Source organism: Gemella parahaemolysans (assembly GCF_053758945.1).
Genome location: NZ_JBSMTP010000004.1, coordinates 103,979 through 117,774, shown reverse-complemented (window position 1 = coordinate 117,774; position 13,796 = coordinate 103,979). Strand labels below are relative to the sequence as shown.

Annotated in this window: 16 protein-coding genes; 13 read left to right on the top strand and 3 right to left on the bottom strand. The window is 29.6% G+C overall.

Annotated elements, in window-relative coordinates; genetic code table 11:
• The first annotated feature begins 183 nt into the window (after positions 1-183).
• From mutM to ACWOBP_RS04320, 6 genes are all read left to right on the top strand, one after another.
• Positions 184-1,041: a bifunctional DNA-formamidopyrimidine glycosylase/DNA-(apurinic or apyrimidinic site) lyase gene (gene mutM / locus ACWOBP_RS04345; protein ID WP_455337619.1), complete on the top strand. Its 858-nt coding sequence runs from the start codon at positions 184-186 to the stop codon at positions 1,039-1,041.
• A 15-nt stretch (positions 1,042-1,056) separates the two neighbouring features.
• The gene (locus ACWOBP_RS04340) at positions 1,057-1,905 is read left to right on the top strand and encodes a YitT family protein (RefSeq protein ID WP_455337618.1); all 849 of its coding nucleotides are present in this window, start codon (positions 1,057-1,059) and stop codon (positions 1,903-1,905) included.
• A gap of 71 nt (positions 1,906-1,976) precedes the next feature.
• A complete protein-coding gene (locus ACWOBP_RS04335; protein WP_455337617.1) occupies positions 1,977-2,309 on the top strand; it encodes a hypothetical protein in 333 nt (110 codons plus the stop codon).
• A 62-nt stretch (positions 2,310-2,371) separates the two neighbouring features.
• Positions 2,372-2,923, top strand: coding sequence for a ribonuclease M5 (gene rnmV / locus ACWOBP_RS04330; protein ID WP_455337616.1), 552 nt, complete (start codon positions 2,372-2,374; stop codon positions 2,921-2,923).
• On the top strand, positions 2,923-3,783 hold the full coding sequence (rsmA, locus tag ACWOBP_RS04325; protein WP_455337615.1) for a 16S rRNA (adenine(1518)-N(6)/adenine(1519)-N(6))-dimethyltransferase RsmA: 861 nt from the start codon (positions 2,923-2,925) through the stop codon (positions 3,781-3,783). The genes rnmV and rsmA overlap by 1 nt, the downstream gene beginning before the upstream one ends.
• 10 nt (positions 3,784-3,793) lie before the next feature.
• Positions 3,794-4,075, top strand: a complete 282-nt coding sequence (locus ACWOBP_RS04320) for a nucleotide pyrophosphohydrolase (protein ID WP_274459836.1) — start codon at positions 3,794-3,796, stop codon at positions 4,073-4,075.
• 48 nt (positions 4,076-4,123) lie between these two features.
• Here the strand turns inward: ACWOBP_RS04320 and ACWOBP_RS04315 are convergent, their stop codons facing one another.
• Positions 4,124-5,341 (bottom strand): MFS transporter, encoded by a 1,218-nt coding sequence (locus ACWOBP_RS04315; RefSeq protein ID WP_455337614.1) that lies wholly within the window; start codon positions 5,339-5,341, stop codon positions 4,124-4,126.
• Between the two features lie 795 nt (positions 5,342-6,136).
• Here ACWOBP_RS04315 and trpX point away from each other — a divergent pair.
• From trpX to ACWOBP_RS04280, 7 genes are all read left to right on the top strand, one after another.
• A complete protein-coding gene (gene trpX / locus ACWOBP_RS04310) occupies positions 6,137-7,141 on the top strand; it encodes a tryptophan ABC transporter substrate-binding protein (protein ID WP_455337613.1) in 1,005 nt (334 codons plus the stop codon).
• A 152-nt stretch (positions 7,142-7,293) separates the two neighbouring features.
• On the top strand, positions 7,294-8,169 hold the full coding sequence (locus tag ACWOBP_RS04305) for an ABC transporter permease (RefSeq protein ID WP_455337612.1): 876 nt from the start codon (positions 7,294-7,296) through the stop codon (positions 8,167-8,169).
• A 3-nt stretch (positions 8,170-8,172) separates the two neighbouring features.
• Positions 8,173-8,946 carry an ABC transporter ATP-binding protein gene (locus ACWOBP_RS04300; protein WP_294683023.1) on the top strand — a complete coding sequence of 258 codons (774 nt, stop codon included), beginning with the start codon at positions 8,173-8,175 and terminating at the stop codon, positions 8,944-8,946.
• A gap of 382 nt (positions 8,947-9,328) precedes the next feature.
• Complete coding sequence (locus ACWOBP_RS04295; RefSeq protein WP_455337611.1) at positions 9,329-9,994, top strand: response regulator transcription factor; 666 nt, start codon at positions 9,329-9,331, stop codon at positions 9,992-9,994.
• A complete protein-coding gene (locus ACWOBP_RS04290) occupies positions 9,984-11,327 on the top strand; it encodes a sensor histidine kinase (protein ID WP_455337610.1) in 1,344 nt (447 codons plus the stop codon). The genes ACWOBP_RS04295 and ACWOBP_RS04290 overlap by 11 nt, the downstream gene beginning before the upstream one ends.
• Before the next feature lie 269 nt (positions 11,328-11,596).
• Positions 11,597-12,169 carry a PepSY domain-containing protein gene (locus tag ACWOBP_RS04285; RefSeq protein WP_455337609.1) on the top strand — a complete coding sequence of 191 codons (573 nt, stop codon included), beginning with the start codon at positions 11,597-11,599 and terminating at the stop codon, positions 12,167-12,169.
• Between the two features lie 83 nt (positions 12,170-12,252).
• Positions 12,253-12,804 (top strand): PepSY domain-containing protein, encoded by a 552-nt coding sequence (locus tag ACWOBP_RS04280; RefSeq protein ID WP_455337608.1) that lies wholly within the window; start codon positions 12,253-12,255, stop codon positions 12,802-12,804.
• Between the two features lie 103 nt (positions 12,805-12,907).
• Here ACWOBP_RS04280 and ACWOBP_RS04275 read toward each other — a convergent pair whose 3' ends face one another.
• Both ACWOBP_RS04275 and ACWOBP_RS04270 read right to left on the bottom strand, forming a co-directional pair.
• A complete protein-coding gene (locus ACWOBP_RS04275) occupies positions 12,908-13,444 on the bottom strand; it encodes a hypothetical protein (protein ID WP_455337607.1) in 537 nt (178 codons plus the stop codon).
• Between the two features lie 13 nt (positions 13,445-13,457).
• Positions 13,458-13,775, bottom strand: coding sequence for a hypothetical protein (locus tag ACWOBP_RS04270; RefSeq protein ID WP_455337606.1), 318 nt, complete (start codon positions 13,773-13,775; stop codon positions 13,458-13,460).
• Positions 13,776-13,796 lie beyond the last annotated feature (21 nt).

The following is a 13,796-nucleotide window of genomic DNA, read 5'->3' as shown; positions in this document are numbered from 1 at the left end:
TTTTCATTTAACTTTTTTATTATACTACATATTTGACCTTAACGCTATAATAATGGGGAAAATTGCTGAAAAAAACTTAATAAATTTACTGATTATTGAGTAGTTATAAGTTGGAATTCTTTGAAATTTTCAAATATTTGTAATAAAATAAAATAGTAAGTATATAAAAAATAGGAGTATATTATGCCAGAATTACCAGAGGTTGAGAATATTAAATTTGGACTCGAAGAAGAAGTAGTAAATAAGAAAATAGTTTCTATAACCTATTCAAAAATCGTAAAAGAGAGTCATAAATTGAACAAGATGGCTATAGTTAAACAAGATCTTAGTTTTTTTTCAGATAATGTAAAAGGTAAAGAAATTGAAAAGTTATCACGTAGAGGGAAATATTTATATTTCACATTAAATGAAGGATATATAATAACTCATTTTGGAATGACTGGTGCCTTCTTTTTAGTTAAAGATATGGCGGAGATTACTAATAAAAATTATTATAGACATCAACATGTAATCTTTGAATTATCAACAGGAGAAAAATTAGTTTATAGTGATATTAGAAGATTCGGAGAGCTTAGATATATTGAGGACATAACCAAATTTAAACCATTCATAAATCTTGCTCCTGAGCCTTTCGATAGGAATGCAAAAAGTTATTTCTTAAATAAACTGGAAGAAAATAAATATAAAGACCAATCTATAAAAGCATTACTCTTAGAAGGAAATGTTTTTTGTGGATGTGGTAATATTTACGATTGTGAGGTATTATATCGTCAAAAAATTCATCCTCTGACGAAGGCCAGTGAATTATCAAAAAAGAAAAAAGAAAGTTTATTTAAAGAACTAGTAGATATTTTAGATCTTGCAATAAAAGAAGGAGGATCTACTATTTCGGATTATGTTCACACTGATGGAGGTGAAGGTAATATGCAAAACTTTCATCAAATCTATGGTAAGAAATCATGCCCTCTAGGCCATGATGTGGAAAATATTACAATAAAAGGACGTTCAAGTCACTTTTGTCCTATTTGCCAAAAAAATTAATAAGAAGGAGAATCAATGGATAGTAGATTAGAATTTTTAAAGAAATATATAAGTATAGTTATAGGATCGTTAATTTTTGCAGCAGGATTAGAATTTTTCCTAATTCCTAATAATATATTAGATGGAGGGGTAATAGGGGTATCTATTATTGCACGTCACTATTTAGGCTTACCATTAGGATTGTTTATTTTCTTATTCAACATACCATTCTTATATTTAGGATACAAGCAAATAGGTAAAGGATTCGCAATAGCATCTATTTTCGGTATTATAATCCTTTCTGTAGCAACGTCATATTTTCATAGTATTCCACCACTAGTTACCGATCCATTCTTAGCATGTATTTTCGGTGGGATAATTCTTGGAATAGGTGTAGGATTAGTTATTAGAAACGGTGGTACGTTAGATGGAAGTGAGATGTTTTCTATCTATGCTACTAAAAAGTTACCGATTTCTGTAGGTGAAATGGTCCTTGGGATAAATGTTATTATCTTTATCGCATCTGGGTTTGTATTCACATGGGAAGCGGCATTATATTCTATGATAAGTTATTTCATAGCATCAAAAGTAATGGATGTTGTTATTGAAGGACTAAATGACTCTAAATCGGTTATGGTTATTACGAGCAACTATCAAGTAATAAGTCAAGAAATTCAAGATAGATTAGGTCGTGGTGTGACTCTATTACATGGAGAAGGTGGTTATTCAGGGCAAGAAACAAAAATCATCTTTTGTGTAATCACTCGTATTGAAGAATCAAAACTTAAAAAAATAGTCTTTAGAAATGATAAAAATGCCTTTCTATCAATTGGAACAGTTAGTGAGGTAAGTGGAGCTAACTTTAAGAAAAAAGATATACACTAATAAAAAATCCTTTGCAGGTTTTTCTGCAGAGGATTTTTTTATGATATAATTAGTATAAAGAGGTGAGAATTATGGAAGAGTTATATAATTATCTTAATAAGAGTGAGAAGGTTTATTTGTTAGAAAGAAGAAAAACGGTAAAATTTTGGCATATACTATTAGACCTTGTGGGCCTTTTATATTTGGCTGGCGCATATGAGAGTGATAAGACTTACGATTGTTACCTAGTTAAGTTTGGTAAATATTGGGAAATACTAGTATGTAAGAAGGGGAAAGCACTAGAAAAAATTAAGCTTAAAGATAAATTTGAATTAAAAAAGAATTTTCTTTGTGATGGTTACAAGTATAAAGTTCACAATGAAATTACGCATGAAATATACAACTATTTGAAATGTTCATGCTAGCATGAGCAAAATCTGTCTAAATATGGTATAATAGACTGATGAATTTTTTAAAGGATAATAAAATGAAAATCAAAGAAATAATAGTAGTAGAAGGAAGAGATGATACTAATAGGGTTAAAGAAGCAATAGATTGTGATACATTTGAAACTAATGGCTCTGCCCTAACTAAGAAAAAAATAGAACGTCTAATCTTTCTGGAAAAAACAAGAGGATTAATAGTTCTAACAGATCCTGATTATGCAGGAAAAAGAATTAGAAGCATAATTGAAAAAAATATCCCGACGGCCAAACATGCATATATTTCAAATAAAAAAGCCGTAGATAGTAAAGGAAAAATAGGAATAGAAGCTGCGAGTAAAGAAGATATTATTGCGGCTATAAAAAATCATTATACACCGATGGATGAGGTGAAAAATGATATAAGTAATGAAATATTGATAGAGTTAGGTTTAGTAGGAGGAGCAACTTCAAAAGTTCTAAGAGAAGAACTTTGTGAAAGATTAAATATAGGATATACCAATGCTAAACAATTACTAAATAAACTTAATATGTATAATATTTCTAAAGAACGTTTATTAGACGAAATGACAAAAATAAGTAAAGGATTAAAATAATGATAGGAACACCTAAGAAAACTTTTGAGATACTAAAAAAACACGGATTCACGTTTAAGAAGAGTTTAGGACAAAACTTTTTAATAGATGCGAATATCTTAAATAGAATCGTAGATGGGGCTGGAGTAAATGGGAATGTAGGAGTAATAGAGATTGGACCAGGGATTGGTTCTCTTACAGAAGCTTTAGCCAAAAAAGCTAAGAAAGTAATATCATTTGAAATTGACGGTAGACTTTTACCGATTTTATCTGAGACACTTGCTGACTATCCTAATGTTGAGATTATTAATAATGATATATTAAAAGTTGATGTTGATAAAATAATCGCTGAGAAGATGTCAGATTGCGAGAAAATCATGGTGGTGGCGAACTTACCATACTATATTACAACTCCAATTTTAACTCATTTAATCGAGAATACTGAGAAAATTGATGGTTATGTAGTTATGATGCAAAAGGAAGTTGCTAATAGATTGAATGCCAAGGTAGGAACAAAAGATTATAACTCATTAACGATTTTATTAAATTACTACACTGATGTTGAGTATCTATTTACTGTACCGAAAAAAGTATTCGTACCAGCACCGAATGTTGAGAGCGCAGTTGTAAAAATCATGACGAAAGAAACTCGCGAATTTGAAACTGATGCTAAGTTTTTTAAATTCGTACGCTCATGTTTCGTACAACGCAGAAAAACTTTATTAAATAATTTAATTTCAAGTTATGGTAAAGATAAAAAGCAAGATTTGCAAAATGCTTGTGTAGATAGTGATATTGAGCCAGGCAGAAGAAGTGAAACTCTAAGTTTAGTAGAATTCTATAATTTATATAATAATTTAACAAATAATAGTTTGATTTAAGGAATAAAATATGGAAGAATTAAAAACTATAATAACGGAATTTAGGGAAAAAAGAGGATGGGAAAAGTATGATACTTTAGAAAGATTCTCTAAAAGTATTTCTATAGAAGCGGCAGAATTATTAGAACATTTCCAATGGAATGAAGAAGGAGATAATATTCAAGAGATAAAAGATGAACTCGCAGATGTGTTAATTTATGCTCTAGCAATGTGTTATCATCTAAATGAGGACCCTAAGAAGATAATAAAAGAAAAATTAGTTGATGTTGCAAGACGATATCCAGAAAAGTAAGAGAGGTGTGAGTAATGCTCACACCTCTCTTTAAAGTTTTTAATATTACTATCGACTAGTTTTAGTTTTTAGTACTGGTACTTCTTTACCTTTGTAGAACATAGCGTAAAGAACAGTTACTCCAATTGTTACTATTGCACAAAGGATGTAAATTCCTCTATATGATAAGATGCCTTGAACAGTACCTAGTGCATATGGCCCAAATCCAAGACCAAGGTCTAATCCGATGAAATATGTAGATAATGCAATACCTACTTTAGTAGAATCAACAAGTTTTAAACAAACGGCTTGACCATTTGACATAAATGTTCCGTAGCCTAAACCAATTAAAGCTCCTGAGAATAATAACATGAAGCTACCATTTGTGAAACTTAACATTAATAGACCTAATGTTAAAAATACAAAACTTGGATACATTACTGCATTCTCACCACGCGCATCGAATACGCGCCCTGCGAATGGACGAGTAACTGTAACGATAAGAGCGTATACTACAAAGAAGAAAGCTCCAGCAGTAGATAAGTTTAAACTATCAGCGTAGATTGATAAGAATCCTAATACACTAGAGTAAGCTAAACCAACTAGGAATGCTACAGTAGAGATAAATAATACTTTATATTCAATAAATGTATTTAAAGCCCAACTGTTTAATAATTTTTTTTGTTTTTCGTCTAATTCGATATTTTGAACCGGGAATAAGAAACAAGCAATTGTAACAGCAACAGATAATATGATTGCTAAAATAATAACTGCATTAAATCCTGTAATAGGAAGTAATAACATACCGATAAATGGTCCAATTGCAGCTGCTAAACTTGTACTTAAACCGTAGTAGTTAATACCTTCACCATTACGTGTTTTTGGAATATAAGTAGTAACTATTGCATTAGCTGCAGTAGAGATAGTTCCATAAGCGAATCCATTTAAGAAACGAACAGTATCTAAAATAACGATGTTAGATGAAATTAGGTAAGCTGCCGTTGTAATTAAGTAGATTAAGGCTCCAAAACGTAAAATTTGTTTACGTCCAACAATTTCTAATTTTTTACCAATGTATAGTCTGGCAACAAGTGTTCCGATAATATAAATACCAGCGGCAAATCCTGCTTGAGCAGCAGTAGCACCTAATTGAGAAGTTGCATACTTAGCTGTAATAACTACAAAACAGTAATAAATTAAAAATACAATAAAGTTAATCGTAGTTATTGTTATAAATCCTTTGTTAAATAATTTGTCTTTTTCTTCTATAGCTGTCTGGCTATCCATAAAAATTCTCCTAACTTATTTTTTAATAACATATATTTATAATACTCCTATGAAAATGTATTTTCAAGTGCAAATTTTCATGAAAATGATATATTCTCAATTTTATTTTTATGAAAAATACAATGTATATGTAATAAAGTATAACAAATATAACAGTATTAGTAACGGTTAGCAGGGTGTATTAATTTTAAAATATTAATTCTATAGTTATGAAAACGACTTATTTTCATTGCTTTCAAAAATGAATTAAAATGTAAATTAATATTAGTAGTACAGGAAAGGTAAATAAAGTGGTGTTAATATATTCATAATATTTTTTGAAAATAGTTTTAAGAAAAAGTGATGAGTGATATAGTGATTTTTATAATTAAATATAGTATTTTTTGAATTGTCAGAATTTTTTAGATATTTTTTAAAAAAACATATTGACAATAAAAAAAAGAGTTGCTATAATGTAAACAAGAATTAAACGTAAAGGAGAAAAAAGATTTATGAAACTGTATCAAGTTGACACGCTACAATTAAATATTCGTTGGCAAAGCCACTAGATACTGAGTCGATCTTGTTTCTTTTTAACATAGATACGGCTCTCAGGTGAGAAGTAAGTATCTATGTGGATTATTTGTGATGAAAAAATCGTGGCCACATAGAAATATCTAGGTGGTTTTTTATATTATTAAAATTATACGTAAGGACCACTGGATAAAATTCTAGTGGTCTTTTTATATAGATACGCTTCTAAAATTTGATTACAAAAAATATTATTATAGATAAAAGTAAAAGGAGATTATTAAAATGAAAGTAAATAAAATTTTTGTAGCATTCGCGGTATTATTAGTTTGTGTATTAGGTTATGGATTCTTCTCTAGTAAAAAAGGTGAAGAAACTAAAAAAGTTGATAACAAAGAAGTGAAAGTAGGGGTACTTCAATTACTTAGCCATCCAGCTCTTGACCAAATTTATAAAGGTTTAGAAGATGGACTTAAAAAAGAAGGATATGAAGTTGGTAAAAATTTAAAAATTGATCTTCAAAATGCTCAAGGTGATCAAAGTAACTTAGCAAGTATGGGTCAAAAATTAGTAGCAGATAACAACGATATCTTAGTAGGTATTACAACACCAGCTACTTTATCACTATCAAATGCGACTAAAGACAAACCAATCATCATGGGTGGAATTACTTATCCGGTTGAAGCAGGATTAATTAAAGCTGAAGATAAACCAGGAAACAATATTACTGGTGTTAGTGATAGAACTCCGATTAAACAACAACTAGAAATCATGAAAAAAGTATTACCTAACATGAAAAAAGTTGGTATTCTTTACACAGCTAGTGAAGATAACTCTGTAAAACAAGCTCAAGAAGCTGAAAAATTAGCTAAAGAATTAGGATTAGAAGTTAAAGTATCAACAGTGGCTAATACAAATGATATTCAACAAGTAACAGAAAGTCTTGCTTCACAAACAGATGCAATCTTTGTACCAATCGATAACACAATCGCTAGTGCAATGGCAACAGTTGTAAAAGTTACTGACGCTAAGAAAATTCCAGTATTCCCATCTGCAGACACGATGGTAGCTGATGGAGGACTTTTAGGATTAGGTGTTGACCAATATCAAATCGGTGTTGAAACAGCTAAAGTTGTTGCAAAAGTATTAAAAGGCGGGGATCCTAAAGATATGCCAATCGTTCTTGCTAATGAAGGTGTTATCTATCTGAATGAAGCAAAAGCAAAACAATTAGGAATTGAAATTCCAAAAGAAATTAAAGATAAAGCAAAAGTAGTAGATAAAAAATAATATTATTGATATTATATTATTAAGAAGCTATTTGAATTATAAATAATTAAAAGGAGCGACTCATCAAATCAATAGAAAAAATTATTGTTTATGAGTCGCTCTATATTATATAAAATCAAATTAGAAAAAATATTAAATAAAAGAGGTGCGGAATGGATTTATTTATTTCAGCGATTTCACAGGGAATGCTGTGGGGTATATTATCGCTTGGATTATTTATAAGTTTTAGAGTTTTAAATATTGCAGATATGACTACCGAAGGTGCGTATCCTTTAGGAGCAGCTGTCTGTGTTATTTGTATACATAATGGAATCAATCCTATTATAGCCACATTGATTTCGATATTGGCAGGTATGTTAGCAGGTCTTGTTACGGGATTCTTAATTACTGTTTGTAAAATTCCAAGTTTACTTGCAGGAATCTTAACAATGACTGCATTATTATCGGTGAACCTTAGAATTATGGGTAGACCAAATTTAAGTTTAATCAATAAAGATACAATTTTCAGTAAAATTCAAGGATTAAACTTACCAACTCATTATGATACTGTATTTGTTGGAATTATTCTTTCTGGATTAATTATTATCGCTATGTCTTTATTCTTTTCAACGGAATTAGGTCAGAGTTTAATTGCAACAGGAGATAATGAGAAAATGGCAACAGCATTAGGTATTTCTACAAAAACAATGACGATTTTAGGATTAATGCTTGCCAATGGAATTATATCTTTAGCTGGTGCGATTTTAGCACAAAATAATGGATATTCAGATGTAAATAGTGGTATCGGGGTAATAGTAGTAGCTTTAGCAGCAATTATTATAGGGGAAGTAATCTTCAAAGATGTGGCTTTCACGTCAAGATTAATTTGTGTAATCTGTGGTGCTATAATTTATAGATTACTGCTAGTTGGAGTGTTAAAATTAAATATTATTGGAGCAAATGACTTTAAACTAGTTTCAGCTCTAGTAATTGCTATATTCTTAACTCTACCTCAATTAAAATTAAAAGCTAAGAGAAAGGATGCGTAGAAAATGTCATTTATAAAAATTAATAAAATAGATAAAACATTCTTTCCTGGAACTATTAGAGAGCAACATGCTTTAAAAAATGTTAGTCTTGAAATCAAAGATGGTGATTTTATTACTATTCTTGGTGGAAATGGAGCAGGAAAATCAACTTTTCTTAATGCCTTAGCGGGTTCATTCTCATTAGATGGTGGAGAAATCTTAATAGAAGGAAAAGATGTAAGTAATATAGTAGAACATAAGAGAGCAGGATTTATAAGTAGAGTTTTTCAAAATCCACTTGATGGAACAGCTCCTCGTATGACTGTTGCACAGAATATGTCTTTAGCACTACGACGTGGTAAAGTTAGAGGTTTTAAACCAGGGACTACTAAAGAAGATAGAAAACTTTTTAAAGAATTACTAGCAACTTTAGACTTAGGACTTGAAGACAGATTAGATAGTGAGATGGGATTATTGTCTGGAGGTCAACGTCAGGCTATTGCACTTTTAATGGCGACTATGACTACTCCGAAACTTTTACTTCTTGATGAGCATACAGCGGCACTAGACCCTAAAACACAGAAGAAAATAATGGAGCTTACTCGTGAAAAAATAGAAGAGAAAAAGTTAACTGCCTTAATGATTACTCATAATATCCAAGATGCGGTGAAATACGGTAATAGAATAATAGTGCTGCACCGTGGTGAATTAGTTCGAGATATCAGTAAAGAAGAAAAAGAAAAGCTTGATGCAAAAGCATTATACGAGTTACTTTATAACTTGGAAGAAAGTGAGTAGGACTACATGGGGTGACTTGATAAAATCTAGTTTAAGTCACTCCTATTTATTTTTCACATGATAATATGATATAATAAGGATAAACGTAAGGAGTAGTATAGAGTGAGTACGCCTTGATGGAGGAGGTTCAGGTTGAAATCCTGGCTATTACGTCTAAGACATCTATTTGTAAATAGGTGTCTTTTTTCATTTTAGATTCATCTTTTTACTTTATAATCTATAGTAAATGTAATTATAAAAGGGTTGCCTCAAAAGACCTGAATTTTAACAAAGTGGCTCAACGAAATCTTGTTTCTTAAGAAATCACGTTTTTGAGTCACTCCCTTTACATTTATAAATGAATTAAGTAAAATATAGTAGAAATTTAGTTAAGGAGATTATTATGAAAATACTTGTTGTTGAAGATGAACGCGATTTGAATAGAATAATTACTAAGCACTTAAAGAAAAATAATTATAGTGTAGACAGTTGTTTTGATGGTGAGGAAGCATTAGATTTTGTTAGTTATAGTGACTATGATTTGATTATTACCGATATAATGATGCCGAATGTTGATGGTTATGAGTTTATCGAAAGGCTTCGTGAGAGTAAAAACAATACACCAGTTATTATGTTAACTGCTAAAGATACTTTAGAGGATAAAATCGTCGGTCTAGATAGTGGTGCTGACGATTATATAGTTAAGCCGTTTGAATTTGATGAACTGCTTGCGAGAATAAGGGTTTTAATGAGAAGAAATTATGGTCTAGCAACTAATGTTATTCAAGTTGATGATGTTGTACTTGATATCGCCAAAAAACAAGTTACTAGAAATGGTGAGAATATAGGATTAACAGGTAAAGAATATGAGGTATTAGAGTATCTTATGAAGAATAAAGAGAGTATCTTGAGTCGTGATCAGATTCTTAATCATGTTTGGGATTATGACTATGATGGTGCTTCGAATATAGTAGATGTAATTATAAAAAATATTAGGAAAAAACTAGATAATGGAACGGATAAAACTATTATTTATACTAAAAGGGGGCTAGGATACTTTGTTAAATAAAATTAAGAAATTATCGATATTTCCATTTAGAAAAGTATCATTAACTTTCAAAATTACTTTATGGTATACAACATTTATAGTTTTATTAATAGGATCACTGATAGTTGGGACATTTTTAGTTAGTGATAGTGTTGTTGAAAAGAATAGTGAAAAGAAATTGATAGAAGAGGTAGCTGAAATCTCAAGCGGCTCTGATAAGTTTACCCCGTATGAAGATGGTGTCACGTTATCAGTCTATGATAAAGATGGAAACCTCATTGCAGGTTCTGTACCTAGAAATTTTAAGGTTAATGATTTTAGTCTAGGAGTTATTTCTGAATATAAAGATGTAAATAATAATAAGTATTTATATTATGATTCAGAAACTAGTTCTGCTAGATTAGGGAATGGGAAATATGTGAGAGGTATAGTACAAATTACCAATAATATAAACGGTTGGATATTGCCGTTAATTATTGGTGTGGGTAGCCCGTTCGTTATTTTGGTAATAATGTATGGTGGATACTTGATAATAAGGAGTTCATTGAAACCTGTAAGAGATATGACAGAAACAGCTGAGGCGATTGCAAAAAGTAACGACCTTACTAAACGAATACATATAGAAGATGGTGCAGATGAGGTTCACAAGTTAGGTAAAGTTTTTAATGAAATGTTAGAAACTCTAGAAAGTTCATCGAAAAGAGAACGCCAATTCAGTTCGGACGTATCACATGAGTTAAGAACTCCGATTTCTGTAATAATGGCAGAAAGTGAATATGGAGCTAAATATACAGATTCTATTGAAGACGCTAAAGAATCATTTGATGTAATAGAAAGACAAAGTAAGAGAATGACTACTATGATTAATCAAATTTTAGAATTATCTAGACTAGATAGTCGTTTAGAGATTCCAAAAGAAGAACTTCTTCTATCGGATAAAATAAAACATACATTAGAAGACTATAAAATTCTATTCGATAATAAGAATATAAAGTTATTCATAAATATAGAAGAAAATATCATAGTTCATGCAAATGAAGCTCTAATTATGCGTATGATAGATAATTTATTGTCAAATGCTTTGAAATATGCTGAAACAGAAGTAACAGTCAGTCTAGCCAAAAGAAATAGAATAATTCTTGAAGTTGCTGATGATGGAATAGGAATAAATGATACTGAGAAAAAACATATTTGGGATAGATTTTATAAAGTAGATAAATCTAGAACTACGACAGAGGACAATTCTTCGGGGTTAGGGTTATCTATTACGAAAAAAATTGTAGAATTACATGATGGTAAAATAGCGGTATTAGATAATAAACCAAAAGGAACAAAATTTGTAGTGAATATATAAGAATAATAAAGCACATCTTTAAAATAGGAAGGTGTGCTTTTAATATAATAGGAATTCAAAATAAATGAAATCTTCATTTAGTATTCATAAAACGAAGATATAATAAAAATATCAAAAGAAAAGAACAAAAATGAAAATCTTCATTTAGTATTCATAAAACGGAGATATAATAAAAATATCAAAAGAAAAGAACAAAAATGAAAATCTTCATTTAAGATTCATAAAAGAAATATAAAATAAGAATATAAAGAAAAAGAGGTAAATTAAAAATGACAAAAAATATTAATAACAACGAAATCGAAACAATTGAAGGAACTTATGTTGAAACTATTGAAAATGATAACCAATATAATGAACAACCTAAAAAAGCAAAAAGAAACTTTTTAAAACCATTAATTATCGGAGCATTAGCTGTTGTAGTAACAGGTGGAGTTGGAGCTTATGCTTATGATAAATATGAAACTGCGCAAAGAACTAAAATTCAAGATGCATACTATAATGTTAAGTTGAATACAGGAAATCAAACTAATTCAAATGATAATAACAATAGTGGAAATAATAGCTCAAATAATAATACTCAAAACAACAATTCACAACAAAATACTCAAAATGTTAAATCACAACAAGAGATCCGCTCAATTGTAGCAGAAGCAATATCAGTACCTGAACAAAATATTAATTTTGTAAAAATTAAACCTAAATATGAGGATGATTACGCACCACAAAATAATGGAGTATCTTTGTATGTTTATAAAGTCGAAGCAAAAGCTAACGGGTTGAAGTATGATGTAGTAGTAGATGCTGTATCAGGGAAAGTATTAAAAGTGAAGATTGATGACTAGAAAAAATAATATTTTAATCTTCATCTAAGATTCATAAAGGAAATGTATAATAAAAATATAAAGAAAAAAGAGGTAAATGAAAAATGGCAGAAAACAAAAGAAAAAGAAACTTTTTAAAACCAATAATTATCGGAGCTCTAGCCGTAGTAGTAACGGGTGGGGTAGGTGCTTATGCATATGATAAGTATGAAACAGCACAAAGAGCAAAAATTCAAGAAGCATACTCGAATGTAAAAATGAATGTCGGAAATCAGATAAATCAAAATAGTAATAACGGAAACAATAACAATAATAGTAACAATGGGGATAATGGTTCAAATAGTAATTCGCAAAATATTGACCAATCTTCAAATGTTCAAAATAATAACAATAATAACGTCAACACTCAACAAAATACACAAAACGCTAAATCACAACAAGAAATTCGCACTATAGTAGCACAAGCAATTTCAACTCCTGAGCAAAATATTAATTTTGTAAAAGTTATGCCTGAATATGAGGATGACTATGCATATCAAAATAACGGAGCACCTTTATATGTTTATGATGTAGAAGCTCGTGCAAATGGGTTAGAATATGATGTGGTAGTAGATGCTGTATCAGGAAAAGTACTAAAAGTAGAAATAGATAACTAATAAAAAGAACTGATAATCTAGAACTAAAATCTAGGTTATCAGTTTTCTTTTTTTAGAAGAGGATTTCATGTATAAATTAAATGTTATTTTCTCTTCTAAATGTTTACTTATTTTTTTTATTGTTATAAACATAATATCCAATGAAAATAGCAACTATTAAATATAAATTAAAATTAGGATTAGGATTAGCGATATAAAATAGCATGGCCTTATAAGATATACGCATAAGTAATCCTTGGATAATTGAAGGTGCAAATAGTAAAACTATGATTATAGAATTAGCTATCTTTCTTGCTAAGAATATTATAAAAATTAATATTAGTAAAAGAACTAGTATAGCTAAATATCTATTTATAATAATATTGAATGCAATCGGGAATTTGAAAGGATTAAAAAATATCAATAAAGCTATTATTAATACTAATATAGTAATTATAGTATTTTTAGTGCGTTCATCAAGTTTGCTTCTGTTAGTGTACATGAAAATGTAACTTAGATAGAATCCACCAAAAATTAAAGCTCCCACGACCGCAGCTTCTAATAAATTTAAAGCCATAAAGGGATTAGCCAATATTGGTGCTAGATAAAAAAGTATATAAATACCGGTTGCTATTAGTAAATTACGTTTGAAAATAGTCATCTTGCCTCCTTAATTATTTTAATAATCCTGATAATGCGTAAGCAATAAAAGAAAATCCTATTATAATAAGTATTAAAACTAAAGCACTTGAATTAAATATGAAAAATAAAGGAAGTGCTAAAATAATGCTTAGAAGCGGTGTATAAATTGTTCTCTGTCCTAGGAAGGTAACTAACATTGTGATTGCAAATGAAGAAAATCCATAAGCTAATATCAAAATAAAACCAGCTTTATCACTAGTTCCATTATAAAATTTCAAAAAAAGTAGGGGAATAATATAGTATAAAATACTAGTGAGTAAAAATATCCCTAATAATGTTTTTCTTTGCATGATAAAATCTCCATAATTATT

Coding starts and splice junctions, on each gene's coding strand:
- ACWOBP_RS04305 (WP_455337612.1), top strand. CDS start 7,294: ATGGATTTATTTATTTCAGCGATTTCACAGGGAATGCTGTGGGGTATA.
- mutM (WP_455337619.1), top strand. CDS start 184: ATGCCAGAATTACCAGAGGTTGAGAATATTAAATTTGGACTCGAAGAA.
- ACWOBP_RS04270 (WP_455337606.1), bottom strand. CDS start 13,775: ATGCAAAGAAAAACATTATTAGGGATATTTTTACTCACTAGTATTTTA.
- ACWOBP_RS04335 (WP_455337617.1), top strand. CDS start 1,977: ATGGAAGAGTTATATAATTATCTTAATAAGAGTGAGAAGGTTTATTTG.
- ACWOBP_RS04280 (WP_455337608.1), top strand. CDS start 12,253: ATGGCAGAAAACAAAAGAAAAAGAAACTTTTTAAAACCAATAATTATC.
- rnmV (WP_455337616.1), top strand. CDS start 2,372: ATGAAAATCAAAGAAATAATAGTAGTAGAAGGAAGAGATGATACTAAT.
- ACWOBP_RS04285 (WP_455337609.1), top strand. CDS start 11,597: ATGACAAAAAATATTAATAACAACGAAATCGAAACAATTGAAGGAACT.
- ACWOBP_RS04315 (WP_455337614.1), bottom strand. CDS start 5,341: ATGGATAGCCAGACAGCTATAGAAGAAAAAGACAAATTATTTAACAAA.
- trpX (WP_455337613.1), top strand. CDS start 6,137: ATGAAAGTAAATAAAATTTTTGTAGCATTCGCGGTATTATTAGTTTGT.
- ACWOBP_RS04295 (WP_455337611.1), top strand. CDS start 9,329: ATGAAAATACTTGTTGTTGAAGATGAACGCGATTTGAATAGAATAATT.
- rsmA (WP_455337615.1), top strand. CDS start 2,923: ATGATAGGAACACCTAAGAAAACTTTTGAGATACTAAAAAAACACGGA.
- ACWOBP_RS04300 (WP_294683023.1), top strand. CDS start 8,173: ATGTCATTTATAAAAATTAATAAAATAGATAAAACATTCTTTCCTGGA.
- ACWOBP_RS04320 (WP_274459836.1), top strand. CDS start 3,794: ATGGAAGAATTAAAAACTATAATAACGGAATTTAGGGAAAAAAGAGGA.
- ACWOBP_RS04275 (WP_455337607.1), bottom strand. CDS start 13,444: ATGACTATTTTCAAACGTAATTTACTAATAGCAACCGGTATTTATATA.
- ACWOBP_RS04340 (WP_455337618.1), top strand. CDS start 1,057: ATGGATAGTAGATTAGAATTTTTAAAGAAATATATAAGTATAGTTATA.